The sequence below is a fragment of the Grimontia kaedaensis genome, assembly GCF_023746615.1.
Lineage (GTDB): Bacteria > Pseudomonadota > Gammaproteobacteria > Enterobacterales > Vibrionaceae > Enterovibrio > Enterovibrio kaedaensis.
In genome coordinates, this window is the sequence record NZ_CP082275.1 from 453,249 (window position 1) to 475,457 (window position 22,209).

Here is a 22,209-nt window from a genome sequence, read left to right on the forward strand (position 1 = left end):
CAATTATGTCGTGGTGGAAGAAAGAGCAAACAACTACAGCTGAAAACACACAAAAAGATCAAGGTTTAAAAGCTCATATAGTGTCGGCGTTGGATGCGGCGCAAACGGCACTGATGATGGTCGACCGTGACTTTAAGGTGTTTTATGTCAATAACAAATCTATGGAATTGTTGAAGACGCATGAAGCCCTGTTCCGTTCAAAATGGCCGAGCTTCCGTGCTGAGAAAGAATGGATTGTTGGAGCTTGTATTGACATGTTCCACTCCAATCCAGCGCATCAGCGACAGATGCTTTCGAATCCGGCGAACCTCCCTTATGAAACCAACATTCAGGTCGAAGATGTGACACTTCGCCTAGTGGTGGGAGCGGTTACTGACGACAAAGGCGATTACATTGGTAATACGCTTGAGTGGGATGATATTACCGAGGTTCTGAAAGCGGACAATGAACGCGCCCAATTGCAAGCGGCGATTGATCAATCACTGACGGCGATGGTGCTTATTGACCGCGACTTTGCCATTACCTATATCAATGAAGAAACTGTCAGGTTGTTCGAAACTCATCAAGCGTCGTTCAAACAAGTTTGGCCTGGTTTCATGGCTACCAGAGATTGGTTGATGGGCCGTTGCATTGATGAATTCCACAAAAACCCTGCGCACCAGCGCCAGCTTCTGTCTGACCCTAACAATCTCCCTTACAAAACCGATATTCAGGTCGCTGGGATCATTATTGAACTCAATGTTGCTGCAATTGTTGATGCCAAGGGCAATTACATTGGCAACAGCCTAGAGTGGCGTGATGTGACAGCAGAACGAGAGCGTGAGATAGAAGTTGGACGCTTAGTCTCTGCGGTAGAGGGTATGACCACTAACATCATGATGGCCGACAAAGACGGCAATATTACCTACTGCAACCCTGCACTGACAAAATTGCTTGGTGGGCGTGAAAGTGAATTGCGAACTATTTTCCCAGGCTTTCAGGCGGATGCGCTAGAAGGGAAGAATATCGATATTTTCCATAAAAACCCTGCCCACCAACGCAGCATTATCGGCAATCCGGACCGGTTACCTTACACCGCCGAAATCAAAGTGGGTGAGCTTGAATTCTCACTGACCTGTATCGCCATGTATGACGGGGCGGGCAACTACATTGGCCCTGCGCTGCAGTGGGAAGATATTACGGAGCAAATGGCAGGCCAGCGTGATGTTCAGGGGCTTATTGAAGCGGCCTCCGAAGGGCGCTTGGACACGCGCATGGACACATCCAGATACACCGGCTTTATGGCTAACCTTAGTGATGGCATCAATGGTTTGCTCGATTCAATGGTTTTGCCGCTGAATAACTGCAAAGACGTTATGTCTAAAGTCTCCGCAGGGAACCTCAAAGTAAATATGCCGGAAGACTACAAAGGGGACTTCGCGCTGTTGAGCGACGCGGTGAATACCTCCATTACTAACCTACGAGACATGGTTGAGAAGATCACCGCGTCCTCTTCACGAGTTGCATCGGCGTCCGGCGAGATTGCTGACGGTAACTCAGACCTTAGTGAGCGTACCGAAGAGCAGGCAGCAAGCCTCGAAGAAACTGCCGCCAGCATGGAAGAGATGACCTCAACTGTGAAGCAGAATGCAGAAAGTGCTAACGCGGCTAACCGTCTATCACTTGATGCCAGTACTAAGGCACAGAAAGGCGGTGAAGTTGTTAAGCAGACCGTCAAAGCCATGGGTGAAATCAACAAAGCGAGTAAGCGTATTTCAGACATTATCAGCGTGATTGATGAAATCGCCTTCCAAACTAACCTGCTCGCCTTGAATGCAGCCGTTGAGGCCGCAAGAGCTGGCGAGCAAGGTCGTGGCTTCGCGGTGGTTGCAGGTGAAGTGCGTAATCTGGCTCAGCGAAGTGCCGGTGCAGCAAAAGAAATCAAAGATCTCATCAAAGACAGTGTTGAAAAGGTATCCGAAGGTTCAAGGCTGGTGGATGAATCCGGTGAAATGCTGAATGAGATTGTCGATGCAGTCGGTGAAGTGAGCACGCTGATTGGCAAGATTAACTCCGCGAGTCAGGAGCAGGCGAGCGGTATCGATGAGATCTCGAAAGCCGTGGTCAAGATGGATGAGATGACCCAGCAGAATGCTGCATTGGTTGAAGAGGCCTCAGCGGCCAGTCAGTCACTGCGTGATGAGGGCAGCGAGCTTCTCAATCTGATCGGTTTCTTTCAGGTAGACAGCGCCAATACGGGGTTCAGTGCAGCCAGAGAGCCGATTAGGAGCTTCTCTGGAAGCACGCCTGCTGCGCCAAGAGCGTCAGCGCCTGCACCAGTGAAGAAAGTGGCCAACGGTCCTGCACAATCACCGTCTTCAATGGCAGACGAAGATGATTGGGAGGAGTTCTAACAGTGGACGCCATTCAGGCGCTGAGCCAAATCGAAGAGCAGCGCGAGTTTGAGTTTACTGACAAGGATTTTAAGTATATTCAGGAATTCATGCTCAGAGAGACCGGTATTTCTCTCTCTGAGCGCAAGAACTCTATGGTATACGGACGGTTAGCAAGACGCTTACGTCGCACAGGGATCGATAATTTTCGGGATTACTTTAGCCGTGTCGAGAGTGACCTTGATGAACGTGTCGCGTTCGTCAACTCCCTGACCACAAACAAAACCCAGTTCTTTCGTGAGAAGCACCACTTTGATTTTTTGTTGGACACGCTGGTGACGGAATGGCAAAAGCAGAAAAAGCGCCGTATCCGCATTTGGTCAGCAGGCTGCTCAACAGGTGAGGAACCTTACACCATTGCTTCAACATTGGCTGCGTGTGGCCTGTTGACGCCGAATTATGATTGCAAAATTCTGGCGACAGACCTCGATACTCAAGTGCTGGAAGTGGCCAGAAATGGCACTTATGGCATTGATGCAATGAAGGCGATTCCCGACCGAATGTTGCGCCACGGATTCATTCGCGGAAAGGGCAAAAAACAGGAGCTACTGAAAGTTAAACCCCTGCTTCAACAGGCAATCACGTTCAAGCAACTGAACTTGATGGGGAGCTGGCCACATAAAGGGCCACTTGATGCTATTTTTTGCCGTAATGTCATGATTTATTTTGAGAAAGATGTGCAGCAGATGCTTATTCAGCGTTATTGGGAAAAGCTTGGAAGCGGCGGCATTCTTTTTATCGGTCACTCAGAAAGCATCGGACAGATGGGAAGTCGGTTTGAAAACCTGGGCCAAACCATGTTTCGCAAACCCTGACTTCGGAGTCCCCCGTCCTGCATTAACATCGAACAGAGCTCTGTATGCATAAGATTTTGGAGCTTACCGGATGTCCGATCGGGGCAGGGGCGAGGCGTTTCTATCACCCAGGTAAGCAAATGATGATGGTAAAGATTCAGCCTGGTGAGGTCTATGTGACCAACGAGCGTGAATTGATCTCGACCGGGCTGGGATCCTGCATCTCAGCCTGTGTTTGGGATCCCTTCGTCGATCTGGGTGGCATGAACCACTTTATGTTGCCCTTTGGTGATGCAGACGATATTGAGGGCTGGGATCCGACTCAGTGGCGATCCAATGCAGCGCGATATGGCAACTATGCCATGGAATTATTGATCAATACCTTGATCCAGCAGGGTGCCATAAAGAGTCGTTTAAGGGTGAAGCTCTTTGGCGGCGGCACTGTGATGGGGAGGCAAGCCAATGTGGGTGAAAAGAATATTGAATTCATCCGCAATTACATCAAAAGCGAAGGTTTAACGCTGGTAGGGGAAGACTTAGGCAGTGAGTTCCCCAGAAAGGTGGTATTTGACCCTATGACAGGCAAGGCCTGGGTAAAGAAGCTTCGTGGTTATCGTGGTGAGGTAGAAGCAGAAGAAAGCAGTTACAAACGTCGCCTGGTCAATGAGGCGAAACGACAAGATGACGACAGTGCGGAGCTTTTCTAATGGGAAAACGAGTACATAAAGTACTGATTGTTGATGACTCTGCCGTTTTTAGAGCATTGCTTAGTGAAATTATCGATTCAGATCCTCAGCTTGAGGTGGTGGGCGCGGCAGTTGATCCCTACGAAGCGCGCGAAAAGATTAAGAAGCTCAAACCTGATGTGATTACTTTGGACATCGAAATGCCCAAGATGGATGGTGTCCAGTTCCTACGAAACCTGATGCGTCTCCACCCTATGCCGGTGGTGATGATCTCCACACTGACCCAACATGGGGCAGACGCCACCCTGGCAGCGCTTGATTTGGGCGCCGTTGACTACTTACCCAAACCTACTGAGAACGTAGCGGTTGAAATGGGCAACTATCGCCAGTTGGTGATAGAGAAAGTGAAGATGGCAGCCTCTGCTAACATTGCGGGTGCAACGCACAGTTCACAAGGCGAAATCAGCGTCTCAGGGCGTAACCTTCGCTCTGACTTTGACATTATCGCCATCGGTGCATCAACAGGTGGTACTGAAGCCATCCGCAACGTCTTGGAATCACTCCCTGAGATGATGCCGCCAATTGTCGTCACGCAGCACATCAAGGCGGTATTCAGTAAGTCTTTTGCTGAAAGGCTTAACCGCGCTTCTAAACTTCAGGTGGAAGAGCTTTCGTCGGATAAAGCGCCACTTGTGAATGGGCGTGTCTATGTTGCCCCAGGAGACATGCACATGCAGGTGGTGAAGCGCGCAGGCCGGTATTACTGCGTGCGCAACGACGATAAACCGGTTCAGCGCCACAAGCCATCTGTTGATGTAATGTTTTCCTCCGTCGCGGAAGCTGCAGGTAACCGTGCTATGTCGATTCTCCTTACCGGTATGGGCAGGGATGGGGCGGAAGGCATGCTGGAAATGCGTGAAGCGGGTGCGTTGACTGTCGCGCAGGATGAACACAGTTCAGTGGTATGGGGAATGCCAAGAGCGGCAGTAGAAATAGAAGCGGTGCAGCACGTGCTGCCATTGGAGAAAATCGCGACTTACCTGGTAGGCAAAGTATATGGGTAGAAAAAGCGTTAGATGGGTCATCGCATTATTCGGTATTGCTGCAGGTAGTTATTCGTTGGTGGCAGCACAGACGCCGTTAACGATGTCGGCTGCGGTAGTTGTGTTACTGGCTATTCTGCTTCTGGTGAGGCAAGGCGAGAGCGCTGTCAGTGTGGAAGCGGATGTTGTCGATGAAATCCCGCTGGATGACAATTCTGTCTCTTACGAGTCAACGGCCATCCTGAGAAAGATTCACAGTATCCTGAATATTGAGTTGATCCCCATCCGGGAGCAGCTCGACAGGCAGCAGGAAGTGATTAACGATTCTGTCCATAATCTCAACTCCAGTTTCTTCGGCATGGAGCGCGCGGTTGGAGAGCAGTCAACACTCGCGAAACACATGGTGACTGATCTTCTAAATAACGAAGACAGCGAGTACAACCTCACTAAAGTGTTACCTGAAACAGAGCAGGCGATCGACCAGTACATCGATCTTTTAGTGCAGGTGTCCGAGAAATCCATTACGGCAATCCACTGTATCCACGACATGTCAGAAAAGCTTCAGGCGGTATTTGGTCTTCTGGATCAGGTACAGGCGATGTCTGACCAAACCAACCTACTTGCACTTAATGCGGCGATTGAGGCTGCCCGGGCCGGTGACCTCGGAAGAGGTTTTGGTGTGGTAGCAGCGGAAGTGCGTGATTTGGCAAACCGCGCGTCGACGCTTAACAGCCAAATCCACCGTGACATCAACCTTGCTCAGGATACGGTCAAGCAAACCAGCTCGATAGTGGGTGAGATTGCCACGCTTGATATGACCACATCCATCGAATCAAAAACGCGCATTGAATCCCTGTTGAAAGGCGTACAGGAAGTTAACCAACAGGTCACTATGGAGATCGGCAAGATGACCGACCAAGGTGAGGCGGTGCGTGCAGAAGTATCTAAAAGTATTCAGGGCCTGCAGTTCGCAGACATTGTGTCTCAGCAGGGCCAGCACGTGCTTAACAACCTCTACATTCTAGAAGACCTCAATGCCCTCATTATGGCGAGTTTGGAGTCTGGCAATGTGGATTGGGTCGCGCTGCATAAAGCAGTGGATGATATTGAAGAAATGGCTGGCTCAGCAGAGCGAGCCCCGGCAAAACAAATGTCTGCAGATGAAGGCGACATAGAATTGTTTTAGGAGACACTATGGCCATCAGTCGTGAAGAAAAAAATGACGGTAAATCAGTGGTAATCCACGTAAACGGGCAGTTTGACTTCAGTGTTGTACAGGAGTTTCGAGATGCCTACACGGATTGTCAGGGCAAAGAGATCGTGGTCGATTTTCGCGGTACCGAGTATATCGACAGTGCAGGGCTCGGCATGTTGCTGAACATGCAGAGTTTCCTGAACAAAAAGGAAGGGGATATCCGCCTTATTAATACGATGCCGCAAATCAAACGCGTATTAGTGATCGCCCGTTTCGAGAAGAAATTTGTTATCGAGTAAATCGATTCCCGGAGGTGGGGGGTGAAAGCATTAATCGTTGAAGACGAAGTCTCGCTGCAGTGCTTCCTTGAACATGTGCTCAAGGATGAATTTGACGAGTTGCTGATTGCTGACAATGGCCAGATGGCGTTAGATATTCTGGAATCTCTAGAAGAGCTGCCCAATCTGGTCATCATGGATGTGTTGATGCCGGTAATGGATGGCTTCGAAGCGGCCAAACAAATACGGATGCTTTACCGCAACAACTACCTCCCTATTATATTTCTCACGGGGATCACTGATAACGACGCGTTTAACCGCTGCATGACGCTGGGGGATGACTTTCTTACCAAGCCCATCAGCCGAACCACCATAGTTGCTAAAGTACGTGCACATTGCCGGAACATACGTTTGTATAACGAAGTGTCCGAGCAGCGCGATAAGCTCAAGCATTTTCAGGCGCATACCCTTTATGAGCATACAATGGCAGAAACCATCTTCAGTAACCTGATGCAAGCGTGTTATCAGGAAGCCGAAGGAGTGGAGTTCTACACCAGTTCCTTTACCAACTTTAACGGTGATGTGGTTCTGGTGACCCCCAGACCGCAGGGTGGCATTTACGCCATGCTTGCGGATGCCACTGGCCACGGTCTGCCTGCTGCTATTTCTACGATTCCTGCTACTAAAGCCTTCTTTGCCATGACCAAAAACGGTTTTGCCCTTGGCGATATCGTGAAGGAAATGAACGATACTCTGAAGAAATTCCTGCCTCCCGGCATGTTGGTGGCGGCAAACCTTCTTGAGGTGTCGGCGAATGGTCTCGAGGTGAATTGGTGGGGAGGCGGTATGCCAGATGGTTACCTGCTGGACAAGCGAGGAGAAATTAAACATCGCCTTCCATCAGCACATATGGCTCTTGGTGCGATGGATTCTAATGAGTTTGAAGCTAATCTGGTTGCCCTTCGAATGAAAGAAGGGGATAAACTCTTTTTCTTTACTGATGGCGTCATCGAAGCGAGGGATGCAGAGGGCAGAGAGCTTGGAGAGGAAGGGCTGGAAGCCGTGTTCTCTGACAATCAGCCCAGCATTATCGAAGCAACCCGTGATCACGTTACCAAGTTTACCAAAGGTGGTGGAGTAGGTGACGACATGTCGATGCTGGAAATGACGGCGCCTATATTTAGCCGTGTGGAATTGCTGCCTGGTGAACCTGAATATTACGAAAGGCGATCACCCGCGCAGCTCACCGTCTACTTCGGCGCTGATGAACTTCGTAAGGTGAATCTTGTCGGAGATATTCGCCGCATGCTCAAAGGGACGCTTGGCAGCAACATCGATTTGGACTTGATGTGTACCATTATGTCAGAGCTTGCCAACAATGCCTTGGAGCATGGTTTGCTGAGGTTGGCCTCTAATCTCAAGGTAGATGACGAAGGGTTTTTGGATTACTACATCGAACGCCAGGCAAGGCTTGATGCGCTTGACCGCTTTGCTTATCTGGAAGTCGGAATTTCGTTCAGCCCAAGTAAGCGTGAACTCTCATTCTATGTCTCGCATAATGGCGAAGGTTTCTATTACGAAGATGGAGATAGCACGCTTGATGACTCAGTGGCTCGATGCGGCAGAGGCATCGCGCTGGTCACTGAGCTTTGTCAGGACTTTTCTTATCTGGATGAAGGGCGCACAGCACGTGGCACATTCCGCTTATCGGCGGGTTTGGAATACAACGCCTAGCATTTTATAGACGACACGAAGACAAGAAAGCCTGCTATCACTAGCAGGCTTTCTTGTATGGTAAGTCTGAAGAGGGCATATGAAGCGGCATATTGGCGCAACTTGGTAACGTACAGACGAAAAAAAAGCCCAGTCTTTCGACTAGGCTTCTTAAGTGGCTCCCCCTGCTGGACTTGAACCAGCGACATACGGATTAACAGTCCGCCGTTCTACCGACTGAACTAAGGGGGAATTGTATGTTGTCGATAAGTTATCTTATCAAACACCATTTTTAATAATGGTGCCTCGAGGCGGAATCGAACCACCGACACGGGGATTTTCAATCCCCTGCTCTACCAACTGAGCTATCGAGGCAATGATGTAAGCGCGAGACTATACATCAAAAAAGTGGTGCCGGCTACCGGAGTCGAACTGGTGACCTACTGATTACAAGTCAGTTGCTCTACCAACTGAGCTAAGCCGGCACACAAACCGTGGAAATGTTGCTTTGATATCTGCACCATTTCACTGAATATGGTGCCTCGAGGCGGAATCGAACCACCGACACGGGGATTTTCAATCCCCTGCTCTACCAACTGAGCTATCGAGGCAACGAGGTGCATTAAACGGATTTTGAGGCTTACCGTCAACACCTTTTTTTAAAAAAAACGTCAAATAAGACCGTTTGATGGCTTTTTGGCCTGTTTGGTTTAAAAAGCCTCAGCTTTTCCAGTGTTTCCCGCGTTTTTATTGCATAGAACGGAATTCTTTTTGGAACTTAGTGACCTTTTGAAGATAACGTCTCGACTCTGACGACGGGTGTTTATTGGTTAATGACCAATACACTTGATTAGGATTTAAACGATTCAAATCGTTCATCGCCCGTTTTCTGTCAGAACGGTGAAAGGTTTTCAGCACATTACCTGCTCCGCCGTTATAGGCCGAGATCATGCTGTAGTGTTTTGAAAGTGGATCGCGTACATCTTTCAGGTAGCGCGTTTTCAGAATGTAGAAATACGCCGTACCTGCATCAATGTTCTTTGCTGGGTCAAAGAGGTATTCAGGGGATGGTTCGCCCGGGCGCTTTTTCACCAGTTTAAACACATCTCGTCCTGCGGTTTTTGGCACCACTTGCATCAAACCATACGCATTGGCCCAACTCACGGCGTAAGGATTGAAGCTGCTTTCGGTTTTGATGATGGCGTATATCAGCTCTTCGGAGATGCCATAGCGACGTGAAGCATCACGAATAAGGTCAGCATACTGATAGCGACGTTTGCTGGAGTGATCCTTTACCATTGGTATTTCGACATAGAACACTTTCTGGAATCGTAGCGATTTGGTTTTGATTTTGTTCGCCACCAGATAATCGGCATAACGGTTAGCTCGCCATTCCCATGCGATCTCTTTCCCGTCTTGATCCAAAATCTGCCCTTGCAAGAAAGGCGCACCGGATAGCGGAACATCAGCGGAGGAATAAAGATCGACAGACGCAGGATCGTTGGGTGTCAGAAGCGTAGTCACGATCGCTTGTTTCAGGTGTTGTTTTGGCTCAGTGGTGGCAACCGTCTCAATGGTAACAAGGCCATTGGCGAAATCGACACGGGCCCGGCTCATGTAGTTGTCGGTGTACTTAACGTAATCGCGCTTACCGGAAATGTAGATTTCATCTTTACCCCAACGCACTTCGATATCGCCACTGAAACCGTTGATGAGCTTATCAAGCGCTGCGAAGTCCTTTTCAAACTGCCCCGGCAAAGGGGCGAGGTTTTTGGCAAAGCGGTTGGTGGTCTCGTAAGTTACACCAAGCGTCGACTCGACCATTTCGCGGCTACAGGCTGAAGTTAGGATTGTCAGAAGAAGCATTGTGAATAAGCGGCGCAAAGCGAAGAATCCCATAAAAACAAAAAAGCATCTCGATTAGCGTAATCAAGATGCTTTTAAATACAAAGCAATAAGGCTGATTGTGTGCAGAAAGCCTTACTCTGAAGGTGGAGTATAGCCTTCGATCACAGTGTCGTGACCTTCAAACAGGAACTTCACCATTTCCTCTTCAAGCAGTTTGCGATGTTCTGGCTCCATCATGTTGAGCTTCTTTTCGTTGATCAACATGGTTTGCTTGCTTTGCCACTGGGCCCAGGCTTCTTTGGAAATGTTATCGAAAATGCGCTTACCCAGCTCACCCGGATACAGTTGAAAATCCAGGCCGTCTGCGTCTTTCTTCAGGCGCTGGCAAAATACAGTGCGGCTCATCATTAAGCTCCTAGTTACCCTAGTTATTATTTGAAAATTCTAGCTCTCTGGTCAGGCTTTCCAGCAGCTTTTGTACCGGTGCTGCCAGCCCGACTTTCGCTGGTTGGGTTAAGTTATACCAAAGCCCGCCGTTACCTTCCATGATCCCGTTTTCCCCAATGTTATCGGGTTTACTGTGTAACTTGACGCGAACAGGCACGATATCAAGGTGAAAGTGGCTAAAGGTATGACGAAACGCTGTGAGATGCTCTGGCTCATCAAAGTTGTTTTTCGCCAGTTTACTGGCAACAAAGTTGTTGGCGGTTTGCTCGGAGGTCTCCGGCAGACACCACAGCCCACCCCAAAGTCCTGCTGGTGGTCGCTGCTCCAGCCAGATTTGGTCTTCATACTGGAACAGAACAAAACAGGTTTCTTTCTCTGGAATGGTTTTCTTGGGTTTCTTGCCGGGAAAGTCCGTCTGACGGCCCAGTGCATTGGCTTCACAGCTGTAATTGACCGGACAGATATCGCATTTGGGTTTACTTCGGGTGCAGATCATCGCCCCCATATCCATCATTGCCTGGTTGTAGCGCTGCACACCCTCAGCTGGAGTGTTTGCTTCGGCGTGTTCCCAAAGCTGGTTTTCGACGGGCTTTTTCCCCGGCCAGCCTTCAACGGCGAAGTGGCGGGAAAGAGTTCGCTTTACGTTGCCATCTAAAATCGGATGATGTTGACCGAGTGACAGTGAAAGCACAGCACCCGCGGTTGAGCGACCGACACCGGGTAGCGCCATCACATCTTCAATGTTTGTTGGGAATTCGCCGCCGAATTCAGAGGCGATTTGCTGCGCCGCTTTGTGCAGGTTGCGGGCGCGAGCGTAGTATCCAAGCCCAGTCCAGAGGTGCAGCACTTCATCGAGCTCGGCATTTGCCAAGTCCACAACCGTCGGAAAGCGCACCATAAAGCGTTCGAAGTAGGGAATAACCGTTGCAACCTGTGTTTGCTGCAACATGATTTCTGACAGCCACACTTTGTAAGGTGTTTTTTCTTGCTGCCACGGCAGGGTTTTACGGCCGTATTTGTCATACCACGTCAAAATGGCATCGGAAAAAGACTGACTCACTTTGCTTGCTCTTTGTTATCTTTATTAGCGGACAGTCTACTACGGTCGCTGATTAAAAAAGACCACGTTTTCTGGAAAGATTTGTACGGCAAGCGTTCAAGACTTGCACCGAGGCGCAATCTTTGGATAATGCGCGATCCGCTTAACTTTTCTTCATTATTGAGTTGCAGGCATAACACCATGGCAGAAGTCATCAAAACCGAATTGAACGAAGACGGCAAAGTTATTCGTAAGATCAGAAGCTTTGTACGTCGCGAAGGGCGTTTGACCAAAGGTCAGGAGCAGGCAATGAACGATTGCTGGCCGACCATGGGGATCGACTTCGAAGTGAAGCAACTCAATTGGACTGAAGTGTTCGGTAATGACAACCCAGTCGTGCTGGAAATTGGTTTTGGCATGGGCGCATCTTTGGTTGAAATGGCAAAGAATGCACCGGAGAAAAACTTCATCGGTATTGAAGTACACAGCCCAGGTGTTGGCGCATGTTTGATGGCAGCGCGCGACGCAGATATTACTAACCTGCGAGTGATGTGTCACGACGCGGTTGAAGTGTTCGAGCACATGCTGCCTGTGGCTAGCCTTGAAACCGTTCAGCTTTTCTTCCCAGACCCATGGCACAAAGCGCGTCACCATAAGCGACGCATTGTTCAGCCAGCATTTGTTCAAATGCTTCGTGACAAGCTGAAAATCGGTGGTATTTTCCACATGGCGACAGACTGGGAAAACTATGCTGAACATATGGTTGAAGTGATGGATGTAGCACCGGGCTACAAAAACACAGCGGTAGATGGCCCTTACATTCCACGCCCTGAAGAGCGTCCACTGACTAAATTCGAAGCGCGCGGCCACCGTCTTGGCCATGGCGTTTGGGACATGAAGTACGCCCGCGTCGATTAATAAAAAACTCATACCATTCTTGCGACACGACTATGTAAAGTTTCGCAACGCCTAAAGCCAACCTAGTGTTGGCTTTTTTGACCACTGGAGATAGCAATGAAACCCAACCCAGAGCTTTTGAGCGGTATCCTGGAAGAAGTTCGTCCGCTGATCGGACAGGGCAAAGTCGCCGACTATATTCCGGCTCTGAAAAAAGTGCCATCTTCTAAATTGGGCATCGCAGTGTGCTGCAACGACGGCGAAATTATCACCGCTGGTGACGCTGATGAAGCCTTTTCAATCCAGTCTATTTCCAAGGTGCTCAGTCTCACGCTGGCCCTGCAAAATTACCAGCCAGAGGAGATCTGGCAGCGGGTGGGTAAAGAGCCTTCTGGTCAGGCATTCAATTCTATGATCCAGCTTGAAATGGAGCATGGAATTCCACGGAATCCGTTCATCAATGCAGGCGCTTTGGTGGTGTGTGACATGTTACACAGCCGCCTTTCAGCTCCGCGCCAGCGCATGCTGGAGTTCGTTCGTCACCTTTCCGGTAACGAACATCTTTGCTACGACAAAGTGGTCGCATCTTCTGAAATGGATCACAGCGATCGCAATGCCTCAATCGCTTATCTGATGCGTGCTTTCGGCAACTTCGACAACGATGTGATGCCGGTACTGGCTAACTACTTTCATTATTGCGCGCTTCGTATGAGCTGTGTGGATCTGGCAAAGACATTTAACTATCTGGCAAATAAGGGACTTCCTTTAGGCGCAGAAAAAACAATTGTCAGCCAGACTCAGAGTAAGCAGGTGAATGCGCTTCTCGCCACCTGCGGTTTGTACGATGGCGCAGGGGAGTTTGCTTACCGTGTTGGCATGCCGGGTAAGTCCGGCGTCGGTGGTGGGATCATTGCAATCGTGCCGGGCGAAATGTCTATCGCCGTTTGGTCACCAGAGTTGGATCCATCAGGCAACTCCCTCGCGGGTACAGCAGCACTAGAACTGCTGGCAGAGCGCATCGGCCGTTCAATCTTCTAGGGTCTTTGGTCAGACTCTAGTGCTTGGATAGGTGTGACTTAAAAATCCGGTTACACCGTCTAAGCCAGAGATGCGGAGAAGATTTATGGGAATTGTGAGTCTGACAAATATGCTGAAAGTATCTTGCTTTTTAATGGCAACGCTGCCGTTTTTCGCTGCTGCAGAGAGCTGTCGTCCAGAGCTGCATGGCGATATTGAAATCAAGTCCAACAGTATCCTTATCGAGCAGAACAATAATAGGTTCCGCATTGAGCCCAATGGCAACCTTTATGTCGACGTGCACCGCGTTAGTCTGAATGATGCGCAGAAGGCTTCTCTCACCGCTTATAGCGAGAGAGTGCGTGCTGATTTACCGTTTATCAGTAAATCGCTGGCTGATGAGCTACAAACCTCCTGGCGGGCGCTTGATGGCGTATTGGCCGCAGAACTTGGCGAGCAAAGCAGCCTTCGTGGTGAGTTTGGTCAATTCCATCAGCATCTGCAGCGCAGTGTCAGTGCCTCGTTTTACGCTGAGGATCATTCGCCACAGCTTAACCACAGAGCGCTAACCCACACAGTACGCGAACTGGAATCAAGCCTGCCGCAGTTAATTGCCACCGTTTCGAGCCGTGGCTTGATGGACATTGCTGCATTGAGCGCTGGCCAGAATAATCGCATGGAATTTATCTCCAAGAAGATGGCAACGCTTCAGGATAAGCTCGCCAATGAAGTCCGCGTGCAGCGCAATCGCACCGTGGGCGTCAGACAGGAGCTTTGTTCTCGTCTTGGTGTCTGGCAAGACCGGGAATCAGAGATTTCTGAACTTATTCCTGCGCTGAAAGGTTGGAAAACTGTCACTGTTCGATAGTGAAAACATGATAGAAAACAGCGCGGATTTCCGCGCTGTTTTTTGTTTCTGCTGTCTGTCTTTTTAAGGTCTGTAGGTAAACTCGTAATCCACGTTTTGCCAAGCGTCATCCACATGTCTCATATACTGGCGAAGCTCTTTGGCTTCAACGTGGCGGGTTTTGGCTCGGTAGTAGTAATCCGCTTCCACATAGGTTTTATCCAGCAAAACGTCTCCGGGTTCGGCCACGGTCTTCAGTGAGCTTTTAAATTCAAAAAACGGATTATTCACTGTGCTTTCGGATTGCTCTATGTTCCAGTTCTCAGGAAGACTCAGCTTTATTTTCTGACGCACAGCGCCGTCGGTGCCGAAGCGGAATGGGGTTTTTCGACGGATCAGATCCGGTTTGGTGAGATAATCATCAACAATATCACCGGAGATCAGGAACGAATAGGTGTCATCGCTTTTCGACCAGAGATCTTCAATCACGTACGCTTCGTTGAGTGTCAGCTCGTTCAGATCTTTATCATCGCTGATAGACAACGGACGAAGAAAATCGAGACCACTGAAGAAGCCTGCATAGTAGTTGGCATATTCCTCTCCAAGCTCGCGAAGCGGTTTGGATTCAAGGTAACGACGCCATCGCTCGGCTTCCAGTCCTCGATAGGTGGTTTTTACCGCCAGATAGCTCTGCGCGTTGGCATGATTGACCACATAGCGCTGCTCGATGTCCTGAGTAACAGGGACCTCCTTTGGCGACATCTGAGTAAGGTCATCACTGTCAGGCATGAGGATAAGGCCATACCCGAGTCTTGACTGGGCGAGGGTGTCGAGTCGGTTTCCCTGATGAGTACGGGTGGCATCAACCCAAATCCATTCGCCGTCCTTTTTTAGTGCTACGATGACATGGTTGAAACTGAAAGGGGCAGCAGGCTGATGTGGCAGCTGTTCGCGCCAGAAGGTGTCGACTAACGCCGGATAGGCCTCAATCCCCATGGCTTCCAGCATAGACACCAGCAGCAGGGCTTTGTCTTTGCAATCGCCATAGCCTTGGGAAATGATTTGTGAAGGTGGGCGCGGCTTGTGCGAGCCAATACCATTTTCAATGCCGAGGTAGCGGATGTTGTTCTGCACGAAGTGAATGGCGGCAACGGCCTGCTTCTCTGTCGAATCAGGATAAGTTTGTTGAATGTCTTGCACCAGCGCCTGCACTTCCTCGTCATCCGGTGCAGCCTCATAAAGCGGCAGTGCCCAGCTCACTACATCTTTCCATCCTGTGTAGCTCGAAACATGAAGATAAGGGTATGGGTTATACCAGCGTGGCTGCTCTGGCTCGTCGAAGTCATACAGGCCGTTGGCTTGACGGTAGGCGAAGGTGATGATTCCATCTTCGCGGGTTTGGCGGAAATCTCCTTGCCCTTTTCCGTCGAGATTGGTCACGGAAATACCGCTGTCTGTAGGGGCCAGAATACGTGCATTCACCAGCGCCACTGTGCTTGCCCAGCCGGTTTTGATGTACCACTCACGGCGCTCACCAAACACGGGATTGAAGCCGGTAATGGTGTAGCTGACATCAATCACATCACCCATCTGGACATCATCAAGCACGATATGCAGCGTTTCATCGCCGTTATAGAGCAGTGAGTCCAGATCCACTTCCCGTTTGAAACGGTCGATCTGAGCGGTGTCTTTTCGATCCAGTACTTTACCGTCCCGCACCAGTTCGAGGCGATGGATTGCGACTTTTTGATAGGACGGATCGAAATCGATCGAGATCTGGGACCCGGACTCTACTCCTTCAATCGAGACCACTTTGCTGGTGTAGCGTTTATATTCGACGGGGTCAGGTACGACAAGATTTAGTTGTCTGTCCACGAGCAAAAATTGCTGATCGTAGTAGTGGGCGCTATCGCCGAGTTCGGGGATTTGGGAAATAGGCTCTACCCAATCGGGCAGAGCGGTATATAAGTCATTTTGTTGCGTGAGTGCGAGAGTGGGAAAGCTCGCCATCACGCCAAGGGCAATCAGATACTTCTTCATCTACAACGCTGTCCTTTGCTTTCGAGAACAAAAGGCAGCGTCGCATTGCTGCCTACTCGTTGATGAAACCTGCAAGTAGATCGTTCAGGAACAATCGCCCTTTCTCTGTCACTTGCCAGTGGGTGTCAGTCTCAGCCAGCAAGCCTTCCTCAATCGCATGTCGAAGCGGCGTTTCGACGGTAACGAGTGCCAAGCCGGTTCTTGCCGGATAATCGGCTTTCGGGCAGGACTCCACCAGTCGGAATCGGTTCATGAAGAACTCGAACGGCAGTTCATCTGCTTCCACTATATGCAATTCGCTGAGGTAGTCTTTCTCAGGATCGAGATATCCGCGAGGATGTTTCACTTTTACTGTGCGTTGTACCGTATTGTCTTCCAGGGTAATTTTGCCATGAGCGCCACAACCGATGCCCAGATAGTCACCAAAACGCCAGTAGTTCAGGTTGTGACGGCACTGGAATCCCGGCTTGCTGTAACCTGAGGTTTCGTACTGAACATAACCGGCATCAGACAGCAGTTTGTGGCCCTGTTCGAAGATATCCCAAAGGTCATCATCGTCCGGCAGTGTGGGTGGCTTGGAGTAATACTGAGTGTTTGGCTCGATGGTGAGCTGATACCAGGAAAGGTGCGGCGGATTGAGCTCAATTGCCTGTTTCAGATCATCCAGCGCGCCTTCGAGTGTTTGATCAGGAAGACCATGCATTAGATCGAGGTTAAAGCTGTTCAGCCCAGCTTCATGCGCCAAATTGGCAGCACGTTTGGCTTCGTCTGCACCATGAATGCGGCCAAGACGTGCAAGCTTTTGGTTATCAAAGCTCTGCACGCCAATCGATATGCGGTTCACACCGGCTTTTCGGTAAGCGACGAACTTGTCGGCTTCCACGGTGCCGGGGTTGGCTTCCATGGTGATTTCAATGTCATGATCAAACGGGATCTGCGCTTCGATGCCCTGTAGTAAGCGAGTAATTTCCTCTGGCGACATCAGGCTCGGTGTACCGCCACCAATGAAGATGGAATGCAGCTCTCGGCCACTCACGCCTTTAAATCGGTTGAGGTCTTTTCTTAAATCATCCAGCAGGGCGTCAATGTAGTCACGCTCTGGCACCTCGCCCTTGAGCGTGTGGGAATTAAAATCGCAGTACGGGCACTTTTGCACACACCAAGGGATGTGAACATAAAGGCTCAGGGGAATGTGAACCGCCATCGGGGATTACTTCTTCTCTTCGTTCATGGCAGCAAACAGCTTCTTCAGCGCCTGACCTCGGTGGGAGATTTGCTTCTTCACCGCTGGCTCAATGTTTGCCAGCGTGCAGCCATGTTCTTCGACGTAGAACACTGGATCGTAACCAAAGCCGTGCGAGCCAGACGCTTCACGTGCGATGGTGCCTTCGAATTTGCCGTGGCAAACCAATGGTGTTGGATCGTTGGCATGGCGCATGTAAACCAACACACAGTGGAAACGTGCTGTGCGTTTGTCATCCGGTGCGTCCGCCATGTTTTCCAGCAGCTTTTCCAGATTCGCCTGATCGCCTTTTCCTTCACCAGCATAACGTGCGCTGTAAACGCCCGGTGCACCGTTGAGGTAATCCACTTCCAGGCCGGAGTCATCAGCAATTGCTGGCAGGCCAGTTTCTTTTGCTGCATGGCGCGCTTTAATGATGGCGTTTTCAATGAAGGTGGTGCCGGTTTCGTCGGCATCTTTTACTGCGAATTCGCTTTGTGCAAACACTTCCAGACCGAAGTCCTGTAATAGATCAGCCATCTCTTTGACTTTGCCAGCATTACCTGTTGCCAGAACCACTTTGCTCATTGTTCTCTCCTGATTTGGGGGCGGCCTTATATCGAAAACCAAAAAAAGGCGCCTCAATGGGGCGCCATGATACCTGAATAGGCAGGGTTCAGTCAGCGTAAAACGTCTGGTTAAAGGTCAGTTTTCCGCTGCGGTTTCCTTCTGCGCTGATATCAATAGTGAAGGCGTAATTCTCTTCGTTGGCAAACCGAAGTTCAGCCAGATAATAAATCGCATCGCCTTCGCGTACTTCGCGGAAGGTCAGTGGTTTTTTGTTGCCTAGAAGATTACGCGCTTCGCCAGTCAGTGTTGCCGTGAGTGCCGGTTTTCCTGCCTGTGCTTTGTCTAAAATGGCGATGTTCAAGATGGCATTCACACCACTGCGTTTCAAGCCATAGGCCTTGGCAACTTTTGGGGTGATAAACGTGGAGTTAAAGGCTGAGTAGTGTATTTCCAGCGTGCCGATGTCTTTGGACTGGCCTGCATGTGCGAACGGAGATAGCAGCATCAGGGCGCTGATTAGAGCGAGAAAGAAACGTGTCATGACCGAGTATCCTTGTCTGGTGGAACCAGTGCGTCCATGTGCTGCGTAGTTCAGGAAAGGACGCACCTTTTAATTACTGCTTGAGTGCGGGGATCAGATCACTGATGACATCGGGACAAAGCGAAGGGCTGTGAATGCGAACTTGCTTGTGTCTGCCAAGCTCACCTTTTTCGATATCAATCTGGCCTTTGGCCACCTTGAACTGTTTCGACAGGAATTTGGTGAGGTGGGCGTTGGCTTTGCCATCAACAGGCGGGGCAGTGATGGCGAGTTTAATTTCCTCGCCGTGTTGCCCCATCCATTGGTCCCTGCTGGCCTTGGGCTGGATGTAAAGCCTTAATATAAGGTCATCGTTATCCAGCCAGGCAGGGCGTGGTGCGGTCATGGTTTACAGCACGAACCACAAGTTTCCGAAGTATGGGCTCAGCAGATCGCCGATAAAGAAGTTCAGGAACTGCAGCGCAATGAACAGGAACAGGATGCTGAGGTCCAGACCGCCCAGCGGTGGGATCACGCGGCGAATGGGCGCGACCAGTGGCTCAGTGAGCTGCACCATCACATATTCAATTGGGCTTCGGCCTTGGCTTACCCAGCTCAGAATCGCGCGAAGGATCAGTACCCAGAACAGCAGGCCACCTGCGGCTTTCACCAGCGCGACCAAACCAATCAGCAAGTAGCTGGAATCAAATACCAAGGTACCTGAACCCACCAGTTGCAACGTGAAGAATTTCGCCACACACAGTAGGTAAGCAAAAAGTACGGTCGCTAAATCCAAACTTCCGATGGAAGGAATGATGCGGCGCAGTGGGGAGACCACTGGCTGGGTGGCTTTCACCACAAATTGGCTGAAAGGGTTATAGAAGTCGGCACGTGCCCATTGCAACCAGACCCGAAGCAACACCACCATGATGTAAAGATCGAACAGTGTTGAAACGAGAAAATTCATCGAGTTCATAAGTTAGCCCTAAAATAGCGATTCCATCTCTTCGGCGCGGCGCACTGCAGCCTGCATGGCTTCAGAGACCGTTTCCGTGAGTTGTTTGTTATTAAATACGTTCAGTGCCTCAGCGGTGGTGCCGCCTTTGGACGTGACTTGTTCTCTTAAGGTTGCCAGTTCAATGTCTGGGTTGGCAACCACCATTTTAGCCGCGCCCAGTGCAGACTGTTGCACTAATAAGCGAGCTGTTTCCTTGTCAAAGCCTTGTCGCTCAGCTTCCGCCTGCATTGCTTCCATGAACAGGAAAAAATACGCAGGTGCACTGCCCGCAGCCGCGATAACAGCGTTAATTCCAGATTCTTCTGAAACCCAGCAAATTTCGCCTACAGCTTTCATCAGTTGTCCTGCGAACAACTTGTCTACATCACTAACGAAGTCTGGCGCATAAAGGCCGCTCATACCCTCACTAACTAGTGAAGGTGTGTTCGGCATCACGCGAACCAGTTTAAGTTGTGAGCCTGCCATTTCACTGAGGCGAGCACTGGAAATGCCAGCAGCAATTGAAATCACGAGTTTGCTCGACCAATCTACACCTTCCATATTTTGGAGCAGTGTTTCCATATCTTGAGGCTTTACAGCCAGAACAACTACGTCGGCTTGCTTTGCGCTGGCAACTGCATCTTCGTTGGCGATGATGCCGTAAGTTTCTCTGTGTTTCGCACTGACTTCAGGGCTTCTATCGACAGCAATGAGTTTTTGAGCAGGATAACCTGACTCAAGTAGGCCGGCGATGATTGAGCGAGCCATGTTGCCGGCACCGATAAAAGCGACTGTACGTTGTTCCATCAATGATATCTCCTTTGAGAAGGTCAACAGACCCTAGATTAATTGGTTATTTGCGGTTGCTATAATCACGCGCACCGAAAATCGCGGTGCCGATTCGCACCATGGTGCTGCCGGAAGCAATCGCTGCATCCATGTCGCCACTCATACCCATCGACAGGGTATCAAATTGCGGGCGACCTGCTTTCATTTCTTCAAACAGCGCAGACAGCGGCGCGAAGGCTTCAAGCTGTTTCTGGTGATCGTCTTCCGGCTGCGGAATGCACATCAGGCCGCGAAGCGTCAGGTTTGGTAATGCATCGATTTCATCTGCCAGCGTTTTCACTTCTTCAAACCCGGTGCCGGATTTAGAGACCTCACCGCTGGTGTTCACCTGAATCAGCACTTGAAGTGGTGCTAATTCATCAGGACGCTGATCGCTCAGGCGTTGCGCAATCTTGCTGCGGTCAATCGAATGAACCCAATCGAAGTGCTCGGCAATCGGCCGGGTTTTATTGGACTGGATAGGGCCAATAAAGTGCCATTCAAGATTGGGGTGAATCGTGCTGAAATGGGTGATTTTTTCGACACCCTCCTGCACATAGTTTTCACCAAACAGGGTGTGACCTGCTTCCACGGCGTCTGCGATGGCTTCAATCGGTTTGGTTTTGCTGACAGCGAGCAATTGCACGCCAGAGGCGTCTCTCCCGCATTTTTGTGCGGCACTGTCTATTTGGCTGGTGACCTGTTCTAGGTTTTGTTTGATACTACACATGTTAGATTCTGCGAGGAAACGAGTTAATGGATATTACTGAATTACTGGACTTTAGTGTAAAGCATAACGCTTCAGATCTACATCTTTCAGCTGGGGTTCCCCCAATGGTCCGCGTAGATGGTGATGTCCGCAAGCTTAGCCTGCCTCCGTTAGACCACAATGCGGTGCATCGTCTTATCTTCGATATCATGAACGATGCCCAGCAGCGAGAGTTTGAACAGAACCTCGAAGTCGATTTTTCTTTTGAGCTGGCGTCTGTCGGGCGTTTCCGTGTGAATGCGTTTCATCAATCCCGTGGTTGTGCTGCGGTGTTCCGTAGCATTCCTTCGAAAATTCCGACACTTGATGCGATTAACGCACCAGCAGTGTTCCAACAATTTACCGAATATCAGAAAGGTTTGGTACTGGTCACCGGGCCGACAGGCTCAGGTAAGTCGACCACGCTGGCGGCGATGATAGACAAAATTAACAGCAGTCAGCATCGTCACGTATTGACCATCGAAGACCCGATTGAATTTGTTCACGAACAGAAAAACTGTCTGATCAACCAGCGTGAAGTGCATCGCGATACCCACTCCTTCAACAATGCGCTACGCTCGGCACTGCGTGAAGACCCGGATGTGATTCTGGTTGGTGAGCTTCGTGACAAGGAAACCATTAGCCTTGCACTGACGGCAGCAGAAACTGGTCACTTGGTATTTGGTACGTTGCACACTTCCAGCGCAGCAAAAACCATCGACCGCATTATTGATGTTTTTCCAGGTGCGGATAAGCCGATGGTGCGTTCCATGCTTTCTGAATCGCTGCGTGCGGTGGTTTCGCAAAAACTGATGAAGCAGATTTCCGGCGGCCGTATTGCTGCCCATGAGGTGATGATTGCGACACCTGCTATCCGAAACCTTATCCGTGAAGACAAGATTGCCCAGATGTATTCGATGATCCAAACCGGATCAGGCCTTGGCATGCTGACGATGGAACAGTCGCTTCGTAACCTCACCATGCAGGGGCTGGTGGATACTGCCGAAGCAACCAAAGCATTAGATAACGCAGGGATGGGCTTCTAATC

Annotated in this window: 22 protein-coding genes and 4 tRNA genes; 11 read left to right on the forward strand and 15 right to left on the reverse strand. The window is 50.0% G+C overall.

Annotation, left to right across the window (positions count from 1 at the left end):
* The first annotated feature begins 5 nt into the window (after nt 1-5).
* Genes aer2 through K6Q96_RS02255 form a run of 7 tightly spaced genes read left to right on the forward strand, consistent with a single transcriptional unit; the run spans nt 6 to nt 8,162 of the window.
* A complete protein-coding gene (aer2, locus tag K6Q96_RS02225) occupies nt 6-2,393 on the forward strand; it encodes an aerotaxis transducer Aer2 (protein ID WP_251877459.1) in 2,388 nt (795 codons plus the stop codon).
* A gap of 2 nt (nt 2,394-2,395) precedes the next feature.
* The gene (locus K6Q96_RS02230; protein ID WP_251877461.1) at nt 2,396-3,247 is read left to right on the forward strand and encodes a CheR family methyltransferase; all 852 of its coding nucleotides are present in this window, start codon (nt 2,396-2,398) and stop codon (nt 3,245-3,247) included.
* A 44-nt stretch (nt 3,248-3,291) separates the two neighbouring features.
* Complete coding sequence (locus K6Q96_RS02235; protein WP_251877463.1) at nt 3,292-3,933, forward strand: chemotaxis protein CheD; 642 nt, start codon at nt 3,292-3,294, stop codon at nt 3,931-3,933.
* Nucleotides 3,933-4,976 (forward strand): protein-glutamate methylesterase/protein-glutamine glutaminase, encoded by a 1,044-nt coding sequence (locus tag K6Q96_RS02240; protein WP_251877465.1) that lies wholly within the window; start codon nt 3,933-3,935, stop codon nt 4,974-4,976. Before K6Q96_RS02235 ends, K6Q96_RS02240 begins: the two co-directional genes overlap by 1 nt.
* The gene (locus K6Q96_RS02245) at nt 4,969-6,141 is read left to right on the forward strand and encodes a methyl-accepting chemotaxis protein (RefSeq protein WP_251877467.1); all 1,173 of its coding nucleotides are present in this window, start codon (nt 4,969-4,971) and stop codon (nt 6,139-6,141) included. Before K6Q96_RS02240 ends, K6Q96_RS02245 begins: the two co-directional genes overlap by 8 nt.
* An 8-nt stretch (nt 6,142-6,149) precedes the next feature.
* Nucleotides 6,150-6,449: an STAS domain-containing protein gene (locus K6Q96_RS02250; RefSeq protein ID WP_251877469.1), complete on the forward strand. Its 300-nt coding sequence runs from the start codon at nt 6,150-6,152 to the stop codon at nt 6,447-6,449.
* Nucleotides 6,450-6,470: 21 nt separating this feature from the next.
* Nucleotides 6,471-8,162, forward strand: a complete 1,692-nt coding sequence (locus K6Q96_RS02255) for a PP2C family protein-serine/threonine phosphatase (protein WP_251877471.1) — start codon at nt 6,471-6,473, stop codon at nt 8,160-8,162.
* A gap of 155 nt (nt 8,163-8,317) precedes the next feature.
* On the opposite strand, the gene K6Q96_RS02260 is transcribed toward K6Q96_RS02255, so the two are convergent.
* The 7 genes from K6Q96_RS02260 to mutY all read right to left on the reverse strand — a co-directional run bounded on the left by K6Q96_RS02260 (nt 8,318) and on the right by mutY (nt 11,496).
* A tRNA-Asn gene (locus tag K6Q96_RS02260) sits at nt 8,318-8,393 on the reverse strand.
* A gap of 47 nt (nt 8,394-8,440) precedes the next feature.
* Nucleotides 8,441-8,516 (reverse strand) — tRNA-Phe (locus tag K6Q96_RS02265).
* A 34-nt stretch (nt 8,517-8,550) separates the two neighbouring features.
* A tRNA-Thr gene (locus tag K6Q96_RS02270) sits at nt 8,551-8,626 on the reverse strand.
* A gap of 50 nt (nt 8,627-8,676) precedes the next feature.
* Nucleotides 8,677-8,752, reverse strand: a tRNA-Phe gene (locus tag K6Q96_RS02275).
* A gap of 136 nt (nt 8,753-8,888) precedes the next feature.
* Nucleotides 8,889-10,040: a membrane-bound lytic murein transglycosylase MltC gene (gene mltC / locus K6Q96_RS02280; RefSeq protein ID WP_434802153.1), complete on the reverse strand. Its 1,152-nt coding sequence runs from the start codon at nt 10,038-10,040 to the stop codon at nt 8,889-8,891.
* An 81-nt stretch (nt 10,041-10,121) separates the two neighbouring features.
* The gene (locus tag K6Q96_RS02285) at nt 10,122-10,394 is read right to left on the reverse strand and encodes an oxidative damage protection protein (protein ID WP_251879565.1); all 273 of its coding nucleotides are present in this window, start codon (nt 10,392-10,394) and stop codon (nt 10,122-10,124) included.
* A gap of 19 nt (nt 10,395-10,413) precedes the next feature.
* On the reverse strand, nt 10,414-11,496 hold the full coding sequence (gene mutY, locus K6Q96_RS02290) for an A/G-specific adenine glycosylase (RefSeq protein ID WP_251877475.1): 1,083 nt from the start codon (nt 11,494-11,496) through the stop codon (nt 10,414-10,416).
* A 180-nt stretch (nt 11,497-11,676) separates the two neighbouring features.
* Here mutY and trmB point away from each other — a divergent pair, with 180 nt between their 5' ends.
* From trmB to K6Q96_RS02305, 3 genes are all read left to right on the forward strand, one after another.
* Nucleotides 11,677-12,393: a tRNA (guanosine(46)-N7)-methyltransferase TrmB gene (trmB, locus tag K6Q96_RS02295; RefSeq protein WP_251877477.1), complete on the forward strand. Its 717-nt coding sequence runs from the start codon at nt 11,677-11,679 to the stop codon at nt 12,391-12,393.
* Nucleotides 12,394-12,489: 96 nt separating this feature from the next.
* Complete coding sequence (gene glsB, locus K6Q96_RS02300) at nt 12,490-13,410, forward strand: glutaminase B (protein ID WP_251877479.1); 921 nt, start codon at nt 12,490-12,492, stop codon at nt 13,408-13,410.
* Nucleotides 13,411-13,495: 85 nt separating this feature from the next.
* Nucleotides 13,496-14,257, forward strand: a complete 762-nt coding sequence (locus K6Q96_RS02305; RefSeq protein WP_251877481.1) for a DUF2884 family protein — start codon at nt 13,496-13,498, stop codon at nt 14,255-14,257.
* Nucleotides 14,258-14,320: 63 nt separating this feature from the next.
* On the opposite strand, the gene K6Q96_RS02310 is transcribed toward K6Q96_RS02305, so the two are convergent.
* From K6Q96_RS02310 to K6Q96_RS02345, 8 genes are all read right to left on the reverse strand, one after another.
* The gene (locus K6Q96_RS02310; RefSeq protein ID WP_251877483.1) at nt 14,321-16,276 is read right to left on the reverse strand and encodes a DUF3857 domain-containing transglutaminase family protein; all 1,956 of its coding nucleotides are present in this window, start codon (nt 16,274-16,276) and stop codon (nt 14,321-14,323) included.
* A 52-nt stretch (nt 16,277-16,328) separates the two neighbouring features.
* Nucleotides 16,329-17,480, reverse strand: coding sequence for a radical SAM family heme chaperone HemW (hemW, locus tag K6Q96_RS02315; RefSeq protein ID WP_251877485.1), 1,152 nt, complete (start codon nt 17,478-17,480; stop codon nt 16,329-16,331).
* Nucleotides 17,481-17,486: 6 nt separating this feature from the next.
* On the reverse strand, nt 17,487-18,086 hold the full coding sequence (locus tag K6Q96_RS02320; RefSeq protein ID WP_251877487.1) for an XTP/dITP diphosphatase: 600 nt from the start codon (nt 18,084-18,086) through the stop codon (nt 17,487-17,489).
* A gap of 88 nt (nt 18,087-18,174) precedes the next feature.
* Complete coding sequence (locus K6Q96_RS02325) at nt 18,175-18,609, reverse strand: DUF4426 domain-containing protein (protein ID WP_251877489.1); 435 nt, start codon at nt 18,607-18,609, stop codon at nt 18,175-18,177.
* Nucleotides 18,610-18,682: 73 nt separating this feature from the next.
* Nucleotides 18,683-18,994, reverse strand: coding sequence for a DUF167 family protein YggU (gene yggU, locus K6Q96_RS02330; RefSeq protein WP_251877491.1), 312 nt, complete (start codon nt 18,992-18,994; stop codon nt 18,683-18,685).
* Nucleotides 18,995-18,997: 3 nt separating this feature from the next.
* Nucleotides 18,998-19,564, reverse strand: a complete 567-nt coding sequence (locus K6Q96_RS02335; RefSeq protein ID WP_002537485.1) for a YggT family protein — start codon at nt 19,562-19,564, stop codon at nt 18,998-19,000.
* Between the two features lie 9 nt (nt 19,565-19,573).
* Complete coding sequence (proC, locus tag K6Q96_RS02340; protein ID WP_251877493.1) at nt 19,574-20,392, reverse strand: pyrroline-5-carboxylate reductase; 819 nt, start codon at nt 20,390-20,392, stop codon at nt 19,574-19,576.
* 46 nt (nt 20,393-20,438) lie between these two features.
* A complete protein-coding gene (locus K6Q96_RS02345) occupies nt 20,439-21,143 on the reverse strand; it encodes a YggS family pyridoxal phosphate-dependent enzyme (protein WP_251877495.1) in 705 nt (234 codons plus the stop codon).
* A 26-nt stretch (nt 21,144-21,169) separates the two neighbouring features.
* Between K6Q96_RS02345 and K6Q96_RS02350 the strand changes: the two genes are divergently transcribed.
* Nucleotides 21,170-22,207, forward strand: a complete 1,038-nt coding sequence (locus K6Q96_RS02350) for a type IV pilus twitching motility protein PilT (RefSeq protein WP_251877497.1) — start codon at nt 21,170-21,172, stop codon at nt 22,205-22,207.
* The last annotated feature ends 2 nt before the right edge of the window (nt 22,208-22,209 follow it).

Excerpts from the sequence above, each read along its gene's own strand:
- aer2 (WP_251877459.1), top strand. The coding sequence starts at position 6 with ATGTCGTGGTGGAAGAAAGAGCAAACAACTACAGCTGAAAACACACAA.
- K6Q96_RS02235 (WP_251877463.1), top strand. The coding sequence starts at position 3,292 with ATGCATAAGATTTTGGAGCTTACCGGATGTCCGATCGGGGCAGGGGCG.
- K6Q96_RS02240 (WP_251877465.1), top strand. The coding sequence starts at position 3,933 with ATGGGAAAACGAGTACATAAAGTACTGATTGTTGATGACTCTGCCGTT.
- K6Q96_RS02245 (WP_251877467.1), top strand. The coding sequence starts at position 4,969 with ATGGGTAGAAAAAGCGTTAGATGGGTCATCGCATTATTCGGTATTGCT.
- K6Q96_RS02250 (WP_251877469.1), top strand. The coding sequence starts at position 6,150 with ATGGCCATCAGTCGTGAAGAAAAAAATGACGGTAAATCAGTGGTAATC.
- mltC (WP_434802153.1), bottom strand. The coding sequence starts at position 10,040 with ATGGGATTCTTCGCTTTGCGCCGCTTATTCACAATGCTTCTTCTGACA.
- K6Q96_RS02285 (WP_251879565.1), bottom strand. The coding sequence starts at position 10,394 with ATGAGCCGCACTGTATTTTGCCAGCGCCTGAAGAAAGACGCAGACGGC.
- trmB (WP_251877477.1), top strand. The coding sequence starts at position 11,677 with ATGGCAGAAGTCATCAAAACCGAATTGAACGAAGACGGCAAAGTTATT.
- glsB (WP_251877479.1), top strand. The coding sequence starts at position 12,490 with ATGAAACCCAACCCAGAGCTTTTGAGCGGTATCCTGGAAGAAGTTCGT.
- K6Q96_RS02305 (WP_251877481.1), top strand. The coding sequence starts at position 13,496 with ATGGGAATTGTGAGTCTGACAAATATGCTGAAAGTATCTTGCTTTTTA.
- K6Q96_RS02310 (WP_251877483.1), bottom strand. The coding sequence starts at position 16,276 with ATGAAGAAGTATCTGATTGCCCTTGGCGTGATGGCGAGCTTTCCCACT.
- hemW (WP_251877485.1), bottom strand. The coding sequence starts at position 17,480 with ATGGCGGTTCACATTCCCCTGAGCCTTTATGTTCACATCCCTTGGTGT.
- K6Q96_RS02320 (WP_251877487.1), bottom strand. The coding sequence starts at position 18,086 with ATGAGCAAAGTGGTTCTGGCAACAGGTAATGCTGGCAAAGTCAAAGAG.
- K6Q96_RS02325 (WP_251877489.1), bottom strand. The coding sequence starts at position 18,609 with ATGACACGTTTCTTTCTCGCTCTAATCAGCGCCCTGATGCTGCTATCT.
- yggU (WP_251877491.1), bottom strand. The coding sequence starts at position 18,994 with ATGACCGCACCACGCCCTGCCTGGCTGGATAACGATGACCTTATATTA.
- K6Q96_RS02335 (WP_002537485.1), bottom strand. The coding sequence starts at position 19,564 with ATGAACTCGATGAATTTTCTCGTTTCAACACTGTTCGATCTTTACATC.
- proC (WP_251877493.1), bottom strand. The coding sequence starts at position 20,392 with ATGGAACAACGTACAGTCGCTTTTATCGGTGCCGGCAACATGGCTCGC.
- K6Q96_RS02345 (WP_251877495.1), bottom strand. The coding sequence starts at position 21,143 with ATGTGTAGTATCAAACAAAACCTAGAACAGGTCACCAGCCAAATAGAC.
- K6Q96_RS02350 (WP_251877497.1), top strand. The coding sequence starts at position 21,170 with ATGGATATTACTGAATTACTGGACTTTAGTGTAAAGCATAACGCTTCA.